Source organism: Psychrobacter sp. AOP30-A2-5 (genome assembly GCF_052378115.1).
In the GTDB taxonomy this organism is placed as follows: domain Bacteria; phylum Pseudomonadota; class Gammaproteobacteria; order Pseudomonadales; family Moraxellaceae; genus Psychrobacter.
This window is the reverse complement of sequence record NZ_JBQSXK010000010.1, coordinates 24,931-40,015: the sequence shown is the minus strand read 5'-3', so window position 1 is coordinate 40,015 and position 15,085 is coordinate 24,931. Positions and strand designations below refer to the sequence as shown.

13 protein-coding genes are annotated in these 15,085 nt (G+C 42.9%); 6 read left to right on the top strand and 7 right to left on the bottom strand.

Annotated elements, in window-relative coordinates; translation table 11 throughout:
* Nucleotides 1–33: 33 nt before the first annotated feature.
* Both rpsO and pnp read left to right on the top strand, forming a co-directional pair.
* On the top strand, nt 34–300 hold the full coding sequence (gene rpsO / locus ACT3S4_RS08685; protein ID WP_045443035.1) for a 30S ribosomal protein S15: 267 nt from the start codon (nt 34–36) through the stop codon (nt 298–300).
* 747 nt (nt 301–1,047) lie between these two features.
* Nucleotides 1,048–3,150 carry a polyribonucleotide nucleotidyltransferase gene (gene pnp / locus ACT3S4_RS08680; RefSeq protein ID WP_109590580.1) on the top strand — a complete coding sequence of 701 codons (2,103 nt, stop codon included), beginning with the start codon at nt 1,048–1,050 and terminating at the stop codon, nt 3,148–3,150.
* A 137-nt stretch (nt 3,151–3,287) separates the two neighbouring features.
* On the opposite strand, the gene ACT3S4_RS08675 is transcribed toward pnp, so the two are convergent.
* The 4 genes from ACT3S4_RS08675 to ACT3S4_RS08660 form a co-directional block, all read right to left on the bottom strand.
* Nucleotides 3,288–3,869 (bottom strand): hypothetical protein, encoded by a 582-nt coding sequence (locus ACT3S4_RS08675; protein WP_109590582.1) that lies wholly within the window; start codon nt 3,867–3,869, stop codon nt 3,288–3,290.
* 33 nt (nt 3,870–3,902) lie between these two features.
* A complete protein-coding gene (locus ACT3S4_RS08670; protein WP_109590584.1) occupies nt 3,903–4,427 on the bottom strand; it encodes a hypothetical protein in 525 nt (174 codons plus the stop codon).
* A 113-nt stretch (nt 4,428–4,540) separates the two neighbouring features.
* On the bottom strand, nt 4,541–4,798 hold the full coding sequence (locus ACT3S4_RS08665) for a YheV family putative metal-binding protein (protein ID WP_109590586.1): 258 nt from the start codon (nt 4,796–4,798) through the stop codon (nt 4,541–4,543).
* On the bottom strand, nt 4,799–6,994 hold the full coding sequence (locus tag ACT3S4_RS08660) for a M3 family metallopeptidase (protein WP_444760883.1): 2,196 nt from the start codon (nt 6,992–6,994) through the stop codon (nt 4,799–4,801).
* Between the two features lie 456 nt (nt 6,995–7,450).
* Here ACT3S4_RS08660 and ACT3S4_RS08655 point away from each other — a divergent pair, with 456 nt between their 5' ends.
* The 4 genes from ACT3S4_RS08655 (at nt 7,451) to ACT3S4_RS08640 (ending at nt 11,085) form a co-directional block, all read left to right on the top strand.
* Nucleotides 7,451–8,563, top strand: coding sequence for an AOC03_06830 family ribosome hibernation factor (locus tag ACT3S4_RS08655; RefSeq protein ID WP_444760882.1), 1,113 nt, complete (start codon nt 7,451–7,453; stop codon nt 8,561–8,563).
* A 274-nt stretch (nt 8,564–8,837) separates the two neighbouring features.
* Nucleotides 8,838–9,230: a M949_RS01915 family surface polysaccharide biosynthesis protein gene (locus ACT3S4_RS08650; protein WP_444760912.1), complete on the top strand. Its 393-nt coding sequence runs from the start codon at nt 8,838–8,840 to the stop codon at nt 9,228–9,230.
* 4 nt (nt 9,231–9,234) lie between these two features.
* Nucleotides 9,235–9,993, top strand: a complete 759-nt coding sequence (locus ACT3S4_RS08645) for an endonuclease/exonuclease/phosphatase family protein (RefSeq protein ID WP_444760881.1) — start codon at nt 9,235–9,237, stop codon at nt 9,991–9,993.
* Nucleotides 9,994–10,080: 87 nt separating this feature from the next.
* Entirely contained in the window at nt 10,081–11,085 is a 1,005-nt protein-coding gene (locus ACT3S4_RS08640; protein ID WP_238049115.1) for an NADP-dependent oxidoreductase, read from the top strand.
* Between the two features lie 192 nt (nt 11,086–11,277).
* On the opposite strand, the gene ACT3S4_RS08635 is transcribed toward ACT3S4_RS08640, so the two are convergent.
* Genes ACT3S4_RS08635 through ACT3S4_RS08625 form a run of 3 tightly spaced genes read right to left on the bottom strand, consistent with a single transcriptional unit; the run spans nt 11,278 to nt 14,777 of the window.
* Nucleotides 11,278–11,910, bottom strand: coding sequence for an alpha-ketoglutarate-dependent dioxygenase AlkB family protein (locus ACT3S4_RS08635; RefSeq protein WP_444760911.1), 633 nt, complete (start codon nt 11,908–11,910; stop codon nt 11,278–11,280).
* Nucleotides 11,911–11,927: 17 nt separating this feature from the next.
* Nucleotides 11,928–12,818: an alpha/beta fold hydrolase gene (locus ACT3S4_RS08630; protein WP_444760880.1), complete on the bottom strand. Its 891-nt coding sequence runs from the start codon at nt 12,816–12,818 to the stop codon at nt 11,928–11,930.
* 51 nt (nt 12,819–12,869) lie between these two features.
* Nucleotides 12,870–14,777, bottom strand: a complete 1,908-nt coding sequence (locus ACT3S4_RS08625; RefSeq protein ID WP_444760879.1) for an ABC transporter ATP-binding protein — start codon at nt 14,775–14,777, stop codon at nt 12,870–12,872.
* Nucleotides 14,778–15,085: the final 308 nt, after the last annotated feature.

Here is a 15,085-nt window from a genome sequence, read left to right as displayed (position 1 = left end):
GTCTTAAAGCTTTTAGCATTGCCGGAGATATTTATGCTAACTAATACCGATCGCGAACAAATCATTGCTCAATACCAACGTGGCGAAAATGACACTGGTTCTCCAGAAGTTCAAGTAGCTCTATTGAGTGCTCGTATCAACGATTTGCAGAACCATTTTAAAGCACATAAAGCTGACCATCATAGCCGTCGCGGTCTTATCCGTATGGTTAACACGCGTCGTAAATTGCTTGATTACCTAAAAGGTAAAGATCTTGGTCGTTATACCACGCTTATCAGCCAGTTAGGTCTACGTCGTTAATCTAACGACAATAGTACGAGTGGATGCTAAGATAAAAGAAGCCATCATATGGTGCTATTTTAGAATTTTTTCTGATTCGCTTGGAACTTGCTTGTTGCTATCGATAAAATAGATTTTTCTAAAAACGGTGTGGAATAGTTTCACGCCGTTTTTTTATGCTTATTCATTTTCAAGATTGACTTTGGATAGCATTGGTTACAAAGACCAATTCAAAGTAGGTAATAGAAGTTTTCGTAAAAATAGTAATACTAGAGCCTAGAGCTAAGTGTTTTCTATCGATAATTGCTGTGTTCCGCAATTCATTGGTCAATGGCTATAAATCACTGTAAAATAATGCCTTGTGAGTTTGATAGTATATCTACTACATATATGGTGACTATTTATAAAATACCCGTTTCTTAGCTTATAGAATAGCTAGCTGCGCTAATACCTGACTCTCAAAAGCGCAGAAAAATAGCCTATAGGGTTTTTAGCACCGAAGTCTTTTGACTTAAGGTCTTTTTGATAGTATTTATAGTAAAGCCAAAATTGAATGACCAAATATACACAATAGTACGATGTCTAGCACCGATAGGCATATGGAATAACTAGGTAATGTTATTGGCACTGGTTGAGATGATTTCTGAGAGAAAGACTGTCAATTATTAGTCATATACACTAGTAGTCACATACACAGAATTTTAATGAAAAATATCAGCTTTTTATAATGCTGATATTACTTTCGTCAGTCAACATTAGGAAGATTATATGACAATGTTTAACACCATTAAGCGTGAATTTCAGTATGGCAACCAACAGGTTGTGATCGAGACAGGTCGTATTGCTCGTCAAGCAAACTCTATCTTAGTACATATGGGCGGCGTTACGGTACTTGTCGCAGCAGTGGTAAAGTCAGAGGCTAAAGAAGGTCAAAACTTCTTTCCGCTAACGGTCAACTATCAAGAAAAAATGTATGCAGCGGGCAAAATCCCAGGTGCCTATGGCAAACGTGAAGGTCGTGCAAGCGAGTTCGAAACCCTAACCTCACGCTTGATTGACCGCCCGATTCGTCCGCTATTCCCTGAAGGTTATGTTAACGAAATTCAAATTACGGCAACGGTTGTTTCATCAGATAAGACTCAGTCTGCAGATATCGCAGCCTTAATCGGTGCCTCAGCAGCATTGGCCATCTCTGATGCGCCATTCAATGGTCCAGTCGCAGCTGCTCGTGTTGGCTTTATCAACGGCGAGTACATCCTGAACCCAACGATTGAGCAGCTTAAAGAGAGCGATCTTGACTTGGTTGTGGCTGGTACGAAGTCTGCGGTACTAATGGTTGAATCTGAAGCAGCAGAGCTGTCAGAAGATCAGATGCTAGGCGCGGTACTATATGGTCATCAGCAACAGCAAATCGTTATTGATAACATTGCTTCAATGGCAGAAGAAATTGGTACTGCTAAGCAGCAGTATACTGCCCCTGAGCGTGATCAAGCGCTTACTAGCAGCATGAAAGAGCAGTTTGGTGAGCAAGTTGCTGACGCTTATACGATTACTGATAAGCAAGCTCGTTATACTAAGCTTGATGAAATCAAGCAATCAATTATCGATGCACTTGCTGGTGATGCTGAGTCAGAAACTTACGCTGATACAGTATCTGAGCTTAAAGAAATTTATAACGATCTTAAATATCGTACGGTTCGTGACAACATCTTGTCAGGCAAGCCGCGTATTGATGGTCGTGATCTTGAGACTGTTCGTGCCCTTGACGTACAAGTTGGTGTATTGCCATACACGCATGGTTCAGCATTGTTCACACGCGGTGAAACGCAAGCATTGGTTACGACCACGCTTGGTAACAGCCGTGATGTCAACATGATTGACTCACTAGGTGGCACGATTCGTGACCATTTCATGCTGCATTACAACTTCCCGCATTTCTCAGTTGGTGAAACAGGTCGTGAAGGTATTCCAAAACGTCGTGAAATCGGTCATGGCCGTTTAGCACGTCGCGGTGTACAAGCGATGCTACCAGATAGCGAACGCTTCCCGTATGTCATCCGTGTGGTATCAGAGATTACCGAGTCAAACGGTTCATCTTCTATGGCGTCTGTTTGCGGTGCAAGCTTGGCATTGATGGATGCTGGCGTACCAATCAAAGCACCGGTTGCTGGTATCGCGATGGGTCTAGTAAAAGAAGGCGAGCGCTTTGCCGTATTGTCTGACATCTTAGGTGATGAAGATCATCTAGGCGATATGGACTTTAAAGTAGCCGGTTCTAAAAACGGTATTACTGCGCTGCAGATGGACATCAAAATCGAAGGTATTACCCCTGATATCATGGAGCAAGCGCTTAAGCAAGCCCATGCGGGTCGTATCCACATCCTAGACGCGATGAATAAAGTATTGCCTGAGAGCCGTACTGAAATCAATGCTCATGCACCTAACTATGCGGTTATCGAAATCAATCCTGATAAAATCCGTGATGTCATCGGTAAAGGTGGCGCGATGATCCGTCAGCTAACTGAAGAGACTGGCGCCGTTATCGATATCGATGATGGTGGCACGATTCGTATCTTTGGTGAGAACAAAGCGGCAACTAAAGCAGCTATCGGTAGAATCGAAGCGTTGACGGCAGAAGTTGAAGTGGGCAAAACTTATGAAGGTACGGTTGCTCGTATCGTTGATTTTGGCGCGTTTATTAATGTCTTGCCAAACACTGATGGCTTGGTACACATCTCACAAATTGCTGAAGAGCGCGTTGAGAATGTTTCTGACTATCTAAAAGAAGGTCAGATCGTTAAAGTCTTCGTCCAAGACGTCGATAACCGTGGTCGTATTAAATTGACTATGAAAGGTATCGAGCAAAGCTAATCGATATCTAATGTAGTCAACATATAAAAACCGCTTTAAGTCTCTCGTCATGAGTGCTTAAGGCGGTTTTTTTATGGGTGTAAAATCTTATTTGCAGTAGAGTATCTTATTAAAGTAACTGGTCTATATCAAAGTGGTTAGTCTATATTAAAGTCTTTAGGAAGATGAATATCGATTCGAACTTTAGGCAAGTCTTGTAGGTGCTGTAAGAGTAACGGTAAGATATCAGCGTGCCAGTCTAACGCAAGTGAGCCTGTGTTTGCTAAATTGGCTGCGTTAGAAACGTTGGCTGTCTCATTTCGTAAGTGGTTATGAATAAGGGGACGTGCCAGTAGGGCAATTCTACGAATACCTTGATAACGTATAAGCGGGATAAGCTGCTCAGATAAATCATTCAACGCGGCAATTAACCATTGTGACCGTGTGGGGTGGTAAGGATGATTTGATACCACAAGATTAGCGATATAACTGGGCTGATTACCATTACTGCTGATACTTAAACCAGCTTGCTCAAGCATGCGTTTCTGCAGTAAGCAACTACCTACACGTAAACTGCCATCACGGCATGCACGATAGTAACGTTGATAATTATCAGCAAATAAAATCTTAGCTTTTGTGAGAACAGGATCTAAAAGAATCCCTGCAGTATTGACTGGTAGAATAAGCAGCTGCGCGCTACTATTTAAGATAGGGGCGTGGGTAAGTTGCAAAGTCGCCATTGTCAGCCCCTTGATAAAAGTATAAATAATGAGCTACTGTTTGTCGCCGTTTGTCTCGGCTTCTAATTGCGCTATTTGTTGTTCAAGTAGGGCGATTTGCTCAGCCTTCATTGTCGTCAATTGCTTATTCATGACCAGCTGTTCAGCAGCGAGTTTTTTTTGTTCAGCGAAGCGCTGTTTTTCATCTGCTAAGCGATCTATTTCTTCTTTAGCAAGACTATCTGTTTCTGGCAAAGCCGCATTTAAGATCGCATCAGCATTAGGTATTTGATTGACTGTGTTTGTCTCATCAGTATTTAACGTTAAGTCACTATTGTTTGAACTATTGTCATTATTACCTAAAGGCGTAGCATCTAATTGAGTAGCGCTATCTGGTTCAGTCGTCGGTGGTGTACTTTCGATAGGCGCAGTATTAGTGTCTATCGAATTGTTTTTCCAGACCAAGTAGCCAATCAGTAATGCCGCTAATATAATAATTGACAACCATTTCTGGCGTGACTTACTGGGCTTTTTTTTCAGTGACCTGGTTGACAGACGACGCATTTTTTGGCTTTTCATACTATAGTCGATTTATGTTAGAAATATAAGTAGCCATACTATAGCAAACTCAAAATAAAAAGCCTATCTATTGCTAGATAGGCTGGTAGCTATTAAGACTTGACGTTTAATATTTAAGGCTTGAATTTTACTGTGCCGCTGGTACCAGTAGCCATAGCATCACGTGCAATTTGGTCTTCAGCATGGTTTTTGGCACTGATGGCATCAGGGTCAGGGCGATGTTCGCTATGTCCACATAATGTGCATTCAATATACTCATCAGGTTCTGGGGTGATGACGTTTATTTGTACCACCGCATCCATCGCTTGACACTTAGGGCAGCGAACACCAGATAAAAACTGCCGCTTTGGTCGCGTTGATTGATAGCGCATTTAGATAACCTCGTGCGTCGTTTGGGCATTGCTTTCAATGTTGGCAGCATCGTCATTTTTAGCGTTATCAAAACCGCTATGACGTAATAACGCATCAATGCTGGCGCTACGACCACGGAAATTTTCAAAGTTGGTCTTGGCAGGGAAACTACCACCAACGGATAAAATTGTCTCACGGAAGGCTTTACCAGTGACTGGGTTAAAAATACCTTCTTCTTCAAACTTGCTAAAGGCATCTGCCGATAGCAACTCTGCCCACTTATACGAGTAATAACCTGCCGCATAGCCGCCTGCAAAGATATGACTAAAGCCGTTGGCAAAACGGTTGTAGTCAGGTGTCTGCATGATAGCAATGTCGTCTCGAACGGTATTTAGCGTGGCTAATATACCGTCATAATCTAGCGCTGGCGTCTGCGCATGAATCAATAAGTCAAACAGTGCGAATTCGATTTGACGTAGGGTTTGCATGCCGCTTTGGAAATTCTTCACCGCCAATAACGCTGCAAGTTTGTCTTTTGGTAATGGCGCGCTGGTTTCGACATGACTGCTAATCAGCGCTATACCTTCGGCATCCCATGCCCAGTTTTCCATAAATTGACTGGGCAACTCGACTGCGTCCCACTCAACGCCATTGACACCAGCGACATCACCGACTGTCACTTGGGTTAATAAATGATGTAGGCCGTGACCAAACTCATGGAATAGAGTCAATACTTCATCATGCGTCAATAAGCTTGGTTTGCCATCGAGGGCAGGGGTAAAGTTGCCGACCATAAAGCAAACGGGCAGCTGCTGCTGATTTTTTTCACTGTAAGTATAACGTGACTGAAAACCACTCATCCAAGCACCGCCTCGCTTACCACTGCGTGCAAATAAGTCAAAGTAAAAGCCACCAAGCAAGTTATCATCAGCATCAAACAACTGATAAAAGCTGACATCGTCGTGCCAGCGTGATACGGATTCACTTTGCTCTTGGACTTTGATACCGTACAGACGCTCAACGATGGCAAATAATCCGCTAATCACTTTTGGTAAGGGAAAGTACGGGCGGATTTCTTCTTGTGATAAGCTGAACTCGCTTTGTTTTACTTTTTCGGCGATATAAGCACTGTCCCACGCCTGTAACTCCTCAATACCATAATCCTGCGCATACTTTTGCAACTGGGCTAAGTCTTGCTTAGCCGCTGGAGTTGCTTGCATGGCCAAACTCCGTAAAAAGGTTTCTACTTCTGCCACGTTATCTGCCATTTTAGTCGATAGTGAGACTTCTGCATAATTGTCAAAACCTAATAGCTTGGCTTTTTGCTCACGTAATTGCAGAATTTGACTCATGACATCGGCGTTGTTTAGCGACTCACCTTTGGCATTGGTATGCGCATCAAACTCAGAAGCACGGGTGACATAAGCACGGTACATAGTCTCACGCAAACTGCGATCATCCGCATGCGTCATGATAGCGAGATAGACAGGAATGTTTAAACTTGCCACATAATAAGGTGTTGGTAGCGCTTCAATATCATCTTGCGTGAGTGCACCGCTGGCAAGCTGATTGGCTTTATATTGCTCACCTACATCTGCCAATAATGCCAAACCACTTTCGGTTAGACCTGTCAATTGCTCTTGCTGCAGCGGTAAGGCATAAGCTTGGGTGGCATCCAATACGTTATCTGAAAAGGTCGCTGATAAGGTAGAAAGCTGACTTTGAATAGCTGCAAACTTTTCCTGTTTATCTTTTGGTAATGCGACACCTGACAGCTCAAAACTGCGTAGCGCAAGCTCAATAGCCCGCGCTCGTGCAGGATCAAGCGCCGCAAAAAATGCTGTGTCATTGACGATAGTTTGATAACGATTAAATAGCGGCTGATGCTGTCCCACTCGTGTGCCATAAGCAGATAATTTAGGTAGCAGTTCATGATGGACATGACGAATGTCATCATTGCTCATGACGCTATTCAGGTGCGATAAGATGCCCCAACTGCGATCCAATGCCAGATTAATATGATCAAAAGTCATAATATCAGCCAGCGCTTGCTCAGCACTGATATTAGCAGCGCTGTTATGGCTATCAGTATCTGCGCTCATCTCATCTAAAAATGTATTGGCTGCATCGATGGCAGTGATGACATGGCTTTGTAATGTACTTGGCGAAACGTTGTCAAAATCGACAAGGCATAAATCTGCAGGAAGGGTTTTCATAAAAGTATCCGATATCTGATCGTAGTGAATGAATTATTATTGAGTAAACGTCGCTTTATATAAGAGATTGGCTTGCCGTGACATTTAGAACGTTATTAGCTTTGTGTTATTTTTCTTTTTTTGCTGTCTTATCGATAAGCTATATAAAAGATGGGTTCGTTTGACGAAAATGCAACCTAATCATTGACTATAAAGAAAGTGAATCGAGAAGATAGTGAGTATTAAACGGGTTTAAAGTCGATCCGTCAGGCTTTTAGAACAATACAGAGTGTTCTACTTACAAAGCGCTATCATTTGCTTGCAAATTAACCCTACAGCGAGTGAGGTTTGACTGCTAGCATCAAGGCAATGGAATAGAAATATTAAGTACTGCTGATAGTAAAAACTATGAATCAGTTGATTAATAGTAAAAATCACAATGTTAAAAGTAAATGATAATAAAACAAGGAGCAATAAATGAAAGCGACTCTCAAAAGTTTACGTGAAACCAAAGCCAATCCTGCGGTTAGTATCTTTGTTAAGACTCATCGCGAGCATCCTGCTAATGATCAAGATCCCATTGCCCTGAAGAACCAATTAAAAGTGGCTGAAGAACGCTTAACCAACGAATACGATAAGCGCACAGCGACTACCATACTTGATAAGATTCATGATAAAACCAAAGAGCTCAATCACAACTTAAATCTTGATACTTTAGCTATTTTTGCTAGTACTGAGGATGTGCAAGTTATCCGTATGCCGATTGACACCACGGAGCGTGTGGTGATTTCACATCGTTTTGCGACTCGAGATTTGGTGCGTGATATGGCAAGCGCGGTGCATTATTACACCTTGGTGCTCACTCGTGATAATGCCCGCTTGATTGAAGCGTCTAATGATCGCGTGGTGAGAGAGTTCGATAAGGACGATGACCTGCAAAAAAACATGGATAATATCCCATTTCCTATTGAAAACAATGGTCTATATACGACAGGCGACGGTGGATCGGATCGCTCGTCTAATAATGAAAGCAGCTATCTAAAAGAGTTTTTTAATCAGGTGGATAAAAGCGTACAAGAGTTGTGGGGTGAGCACAAAATGCCTTTGGTTGTCGTTGGCGATGCCAAAAACATCGGCTACTATAAAGAAGTTTGTGATCGTCCAGACAACATCATTGCCACAGTGTCAAATGCGACCAATCTAGAAGATGGTAGTGCTCAGCATATTATCAATAGTGTGCAAGAGGCGGTGGAAGGCTATCGTACATCACTGCATCAAGCTGCCATGGGTGAGATTGATAAAGCACGCGGTGCCAATATGTTGCAAACAGATCTACAAGAAGTCTACCGCAGTGCCTTCCAAGGTGCAGGCGAGACGCTTTATGTCCGTCGTGGTTATATACAATCGGCTAGAATTGATGAAAAGGCACAGACTTTGAGTCTTGCAGATGATGCGGCTTCAGAAGGCGTTACTGATGATGCCATTGGCGAAATCATTGAGCATGTCATTCATAATGGTGGCGAAGCAGTATTTATGCCACAAGATATTATGGGTGAAGATCAACCAATTGCTTTGGTGACACGCTATTAGTTGATAGATAGTGGCTATTAATTGCTAGCTAGATAGTGCCTATTGATGACAATCCTTTGCGAATTCGCCATTGATAGAAGATAGGTATAATATGGGAGCATTGGTTCGATAAGAATCAATGCTCTTTTTACATTGATGATATATTAAGCCTTTATCTAAAACTTATACTTGATTGCTTTAGGTTGTTAAATGATGCTAAATAACATACCAAATACTCTCATGCTATTTAGCGTCACAGCAATGATAGCCTTTAGCTCCAGTCTCAGTATGGCAAATATATGATTATGTACCCTGCGATGGGTTAGATGTAATCGCAGAATTCGCTAAAAACACCGCCGTAGTGACTGATATTAATAATAACGGTATTGTCGAAGTGAGTGTGCCTTATTATCTCGGTTGTCATGGTGACGTAAGTTATGATGAGATGAAAGTAGTCATGTACGAAGGGCAGCAAAAATTTGCTGTACGTGGTAACTCTGCAATTTGTAACGCCAAGACAGACCAGCCAGTTGATGCTACTGGTTATTACGGTGGCGACTATAAGGTTGATGAAAAATTACTACAGCAATCAGCGCTATCAGCTTCTCAAAAATCAGTATTTAGGCGTCACTTGCAATCAGTGTGGCGAGATAACCAATGTTCCATTTATTTTAAGTATGATGACTAATTCTATGATTACCACAACCTCTTTCGTGCTAACCAGCTATAACATTCATAAAGGCATGTCGCCGATGAATCGCCAAGTTAAAATACAAGGTATCGCCCAAGCGCTTGATATCATTGGCTCCGATGTACTGTGCCTACAAGAAGTGCAAGGTCAGAATCTTAAGCGCAATATGCAGTACAACGAATACCCTGACCAATCGCAACATGAATGGTTTGGTGAGTATTTACAGCTGCAAAATAGCTATGGTAAAAATTCAGAGTATGAAAACGGTCATCATGGCAATGCGGTATTGAGCCGTTTTCCATTGGATCCCAAGCATAACGTCAATATTACCGTTAATAAGCTTGAGCAGCGCGGCGTTTTGCACTGCGAAGTACAACCAGTAGGATGGGATGTACCAGTCGTCGTATTGTGTGCGCACCTAAATTTGTTTGAGCGTGATCGCATCAAGCAATATGAAGCCATTGCCAACTATGTCCGTAATGAGATTGCACCTGGTCAACCCCTGATTTTGGCAGGAGATTTTAATGATTGGAAAAAAATGTCTTGTGATAAGCTGGCTACTAGCTTGGGTATGACCGAAGCCTTTAAACATTGCCATGGCAAACTGCTGCCAACTTTCCCAGCCAAGCTTCCTGTGCTGAGCTTAGATCGTATTTATGTGCGTAATCTAAGAGTGAAAAATGCCTGGGTGCATACGGGCAAACCATGGTCGACACTGTCTGATCATTTGCCGCTCAGTGCGGAATTGGCACATTTATAAATGATTATTAGATAAGCTCAAATTATTCACTAAAAATAAAATTGAATGCAAATATAAAGTAATAGATACCTATAAGGATATATAACGATGTCTACTCTTTCTCATAACCCGCTACCAACGACCCAACATGCCGTACTCATACGTGAGTTTGGCGAACCTGAAGTGATGAGCTATCAAGAGGATGTGGCCATTCCTGTGTTAACAGACAATCAGGTACTGGTCAAAGTTGCTTACGCGGGTATCAATCCTGTCGATTACAAAACGCGTCAAGGCAAAGGCTGGGGCGCTGATGCCATACAAAAAAACAAGTTTGATAAAAATGAGCCTGCAATTTTGGGCTTTGATATGTCAGGCACTGTGGTCGATAGTCGTAGTGAGCAGTTTACTATCGGTACACAGGTCGCTGCCCTGACTTTTCATGGTGGCTGTTATGCAGAGTATGTAGCAGTCGATGCTGACATGCTGGCAAAAGTACCGGATTCTGTCACGTTACAGCAAGCAGGTGCGCTGCCTTGTATTGGACAGACGGCGATACAGTTTGTAGAGTTTGCAGATATTCAAGATGGTGAGCATGTGGTGATAAACGCGCCAGCGGGCGGCGTGGGTCACTTGTTGATCCAGCTGCTCATGGATAAAGTGGCTAAAAACAATATCAAGGTGACTGTTATTTGCTCACCAGAAAAATATGCCAAGCTTGATGAAATAATAGATACCAATCAGCTTACAGGTTGGATTGATTATACCAAAGACGATGAATTCCCTGAGTTACAGGCAGATGTGCTACTGGATTTGGTCGGTAATGAAGCAGGCGTGCGAGCGCTTAGCGTGCTCAAATCTGGTGGTCGCGTCAATGTATTACCAACGATTTGGGTGGATAAACTCAAAGAGGCAGGTAGCCAGAAACAGTTAAAGGTAGCGGGTTATAAGGCGCAGCGTAGTGGTAAAGATATGGCACGAGTTTTACAGCTTGTTGCTGATGGCAAGCTAACGCTACGTATTCAGCAAACCTATCCATTGTCTGAAGTGGTCGCGGCTCATCATGAGCTGCAAAAAGGTGCTGCTTTTGGCAAGATCGTTTTAAAAGTGAGCTAGGACGTGTCTTCAATCTGAAGGCATGCGACTAAATGGGCTAAAAGTGGTTAAATCTTTCTAGACTGCATCAAATAGCTGATTAATATCCCGATATTATTTGCGCTATTTTCCTTGTTTGGCTACCGTTTATCTCATTTTTATCACCATTTTCAAAACGAGGACGCGCTCTAGCTTATATTAAGTTACATTAATTTAATGCGGTAGCACTTTTCGAAATGTGAGGCTGATGCGACCTGATTTCACAGTTTTAGTTTTCGCAATAGTATGCTTCCAAAAATCCTGCGTATAGCCATGCATAACGATAAGCTGACCGGACTCAAGATATAGCTCAACTTTGATGGGCTTATTCTCTTGTCTAATAGTTTTATGCTTAAAAACAAATTTTCGCCTAGCACCGAGCGATAAAGAAGCGATAATCGGCTGCGCGCCCAGCTCTTTTTCATCGTCGGCATGATAGCCCATGCCATCAGCACCAGAGGGATAGTGGTTAAGTAAGCAAGAATTAAAATCAACGTTGATACCACTGCTTGATAACTGCTGTTCAATATGTCGTTTTACGTGCAACATCTGCTTTGTCCATGGAATGGCTCGACGCGTCTGTCCAGAGTAATGATAACTGACATCGTGGTCACCCATCCAGACGATTTGGCGAGTGGTAACATGTGTTTTACCAAACAACGTCACGATATCAGGCTGCCAAGGTAGCTCATTTAGTAAATTCTCATACAGAGCGTTAGCATCATTGATAACTACCCCTAAGTCATTGACCTGACCATCGTAAGGCAACAGATTATCAGTCGGTGTAGGCGCAAAAAGGTCAGTCATCACTTAGACGGCTCAGCTTATGTATGACTATGATAATGCTCATTGATAACTTGAGCACATAATTCAGGTGCTTCCATCGGCAGTAGATGACCGTAATCTAACAAAGATATGATGCTGTCATCAGGGACGAATTTTTGCCATTGTTGTCGCACTTTATGGTTGATAAACAACGTCGGCTTACCAGTGATAAGTGTATAAGGACAGCTTAATTGCTTGAGGGCGGTATCAATATGCGGCGCGCCGAAATAGTTGGCGAGCTCCTGCTCAGGCGCAAATATCAGCGTGTAACTGCCATTGGTATCTTTGGATAAACTTTGCTCTGCAAATACCCGCAAATGCGCATCACTCATTCGCCTATAAGCACGTTGAGCGCGTAAGTTCTCATAATAATCATCGATGCTTGCCCAAGTAGATTGTTTGGTGAGAGTGCTTTTAAACGGTTCGCGACTAAGCAGAAGCTTACGCGGCAATAGATTATAGAGTCGGGCTTGTGGTTTGGTAAACGTCACAGGCTCTATTAAATATAGCTGTGAAAACAGATCTGGGCGCTGGGCTGCAGCGATGGCAGTGGCAGTGGCTCCTTGCGAATGACCAATACCAACGATGGGTTTGTCTTGCGTTTTTTCTAAAAATTCAATAAGTATCTCAGCATCCTGCTCGCGTGTAAGACGACGGCGCTGCGGCTTGTCATACCAATAGCCACGAAGTGCAAGCGAGCTGATTTTGAAGTCAGTTGCCAGCGCATTTAATAAGGGACTATAAGTACCAACGGTAAAACTATTGCCACCATAAAAGTGTGCTGGCACGCGAGAGGCAGTACTTGACTGTATCGATGGCGTAAGCTGGCTAAGGTTATAGTAGCGCGCTTGTTTTCCACTAATATTAATATTTTTTGCAAATGCTTTCATAATGTACACACCTCCTTGTGTCTGATTTTTAATGAAAATTAAGGGTTGTACTTAGCTGTCTTCACCTAAAAATCCGCCACTTTGACGGTGCCACAAGCGAGCATAAACACCGTGTAGATTTAATAATTCATTATGGCTGCCTTGTTCGATAATTTGACCTTTATCCATGACCACCAATCGATCAAGTGCGGCAATGGTAGAGAGACGATGGGCAATCGCAATAACCGTTTTACCTGTCATAATGTCATTCAGGCTTTCGGTAATGGCAAATTCAATCTCAGAGTCAAGGGCGCTGGTCGCTTCGTCCAATAGTAAGATGGGCGCATTTTTTAGCATAACACGTGAGATGGCGATACGCTGACGTTGACCGCCAGAGAGCTTGACGCCGCGCTCACCGACTTGGGTATCAAGTCCTGTATTGCCTTTATCATCATATAAGTCTTTGATAAAGTCCCATGCTTGCGCTTGTTTGGCAGCGGTAATAATTTCTTCGTCGGTTGCATCAGGACGACCGTAAGCGATATTTTCACGTACTGTCCGATGTAGCAAAGACGTATCTTGCGTCACCATACCTATCTGTTGGCGCAAAGACTCTTGGGTGACTTCATCAATTGCTTGTCCATCGATAAGGATTTTACCGCTGTCAACATCAAAGAAGCGTAACAATAAATTAACCAAGGTGGATTTACCGGCACCTGAGCGCCCAACCAAGCCTATCTTTTCGCCAGGTTTAATGTCCAAATAAAAGTTATCAAGCAGTTTAGTCTTCGTAGTAGGCGTTGCTGATATTTTCACTGTATCTAAGCTATCGCCTTCAACAGCGTCGCTATCATTCTCATAACTGAAATCAACATGATCAAAAACGATACGACCTTCGGTGACTTTCAAAGCGGGTGCGTTGGGCTTATCAATAATTTTTTGCGGCGCTGATAAGGTACGCATGCCATCTTGTACGGTTCCGATACTTTCAAATAGACTGGCAGTTTGCCACATGATCCAACGAGTCAAACCGTTCAAACGTAGTGCCATGGCTGTCGCGGCAGCAATCGCACCGACACCGACCGCGCCTTGTTGCCATAAATATAAGCCGATAGCCGCAGTGCCACTAACCAAAATCACACTGATTAGATGGGTTGATACTTCTAAGTAACTGACCCAGCGCATCTGTGCATGGACGGTACCTAAAAATTGCCCCATGGCGTTTTTGGCATAACTCAGCTCACGGCGTGAATGGCTAAACAGTTTGACGGTCATGATATTGGCATAAGCATCGGTAATGCGGCCGGTCATCAAGGCACGGGCATCGGCTTGCACAATGGCAGTTTGTTTGAGCTTAGGGATAAAGTACCAAATGGTCAGCGCAACCAAGACTAGCCAAACGATAAACGGGATTAATAATAGGCTGTCCAGATTAAATAAAATGACACCTGACGTAATAAAATAAACGGTGACATACATAAACATGTCGGTGACGGTCATGACTGTATCACGTACGGCCAGTGCGGTTTGCATTACTTTGGCTGAGACACGTCCAGAGAATTCATCTTGATAAAACTGCATCGATTGCCCAAGCATCCGCTGGTGAAAGCGCCAGCGCATTTGCATAGGAAAGACGCCTTGCAAAGTCTGAAAATGGATGAATGATGACAATGCAATCCATAGCGGACTCATGATCATGACGGCTAGCATGAGCAGTAGCATATCGCCTTTTTCTAACCACAGATTCTGCGGTGTATAGACGCCTAGCCAGTCAACAATATTCCCAATCCAAGCAAATAGCATCGCTTCATAGATGCCAATGCCCGCAGACAAAATCATAAATATCAATAGCCAGCCACGTAAACCGTTGGTACACGCCCACAAGAACTTTAGCATGCCATCACGGGGTGAAGGTAGCGGCATAGGGGTTTCAGGAAAGGCAGGGAGGCGAGTTTCAAAAAATCGAAATAGAGCATTCATAGGCAGTCATAAAACATCAATAGCAGTACGCCAAAATCAACGACATTACTCGTTATTTTGAATCTTTACTTTTGTTATTAGGATTGAGTACTATTTTAGCAAACTTCCCAATCAGACCTGCATGCTAATTGTAAATTGAACGCTAAAGAGCTACTTATCAGCAGTCGAATAAAAGCCAATAAATAGATTGCCGTGTAAGAAATACTTTGTTACATTCTATGGCTTTATCCCAATTGGCAGTTCGCGCTTTGTCTTCAGTATATGAATGATGAGCGAATAATGTCCCCGTAAAGTGGCAGTTTAACAAG

What these genes read in the sequence shown, in the direction of transcription:
- rpsO (WP_045443035.1), top strand. Translation starts at nt 34, where the DNA reads ATGCTAACTAATACCGATCGCGAACAAATCATTGCTCAATACCAACGT.
- pnp (WP_109590580.1), top strand. Translation starts at nt 1,048, where the DNA reads ATGACAATGTTTAACACCATTAAGCGTGAATTTCAGTATGGCAACCAA.
- ACT3S4_RS08675 (WP_109590582.1), bottom strand. Translation starts at nt 3,869, where the DNA reads ATGGCGACTTTGCAACTTACCCACGCCCCTATCTTAAATAGTAGCGCG.
- ACT3S4_RS08670 (WP_109590584.1), bottom strand. Translation starts at nt 4,427, where the DNA reads ATGAAAAGCCAAAAAATGCGTCGTCTGTCAACCAGGTCACTGAAAAAA.
- ACT3S4_RS08665 (WP_109590586.1), bottom strand. Translation starts at nt 4,798, where the DNA reads ATGCGCTATCAATCAACGCGACCAAAGCGGCAGTTTTTATCTGGTGTT.
- ACT3S4_RS08660 (WP_444760883.1), bottom strand. Translation starts at nt 6,994, where the DNA reads ATGAAAACCCTTCCTGCAGATTTATGCCTTGTCGATTTTGACAACGTT.
- ACT3S4_RS08655 (WP_444760882.1), top strand. Translation starts at nt 7,451, where the DNA reads ATGAAAGCGACTCTCAAAAGTTTACGTGAAACCAAAGCCAATCCTGCG.
- ACT3S4_RS08645 (WP_444760881.1), top strand. Translation starts at nt 9,235, where the DNA reads ATGATTACCACAACCTCTTTCGTGCTAACCAGCTATAACATTCATAAA.
- ACT3S4_RS08640 (WP_238049115.1), top strand. Translation starts at nt 10,081, where the DNA reads ATGTCTACTCTTTCTCATAACCCGCTACCAACGACCCAACATGCCGTA.
- ACT3S4_RS08635 (WP_444760911.1), bottom strand. Translation starts at nt 11,910, where the DNA reads ATGACTGACCTTTTTGCGCCTACACCGACTGATAATCTGTTGCCTTAC.
- ACT3S4_RS08630 (WP_444760880.1), bottom strand. Translation starts at nt 12,818, where the DNA reads ATGAAAGCATTTGCAAAAAATATTAATATTAGTGGAAAACAAGCGCGC.
- ACT3S4_RS08625 (WP_444760879.1), bottom strand. Translation starts at nt 14,777, where the DNA reads ATGAATGCTCTATTTCGATTTTTTGAAACTCGCCTCCCTGCCTTTCCT.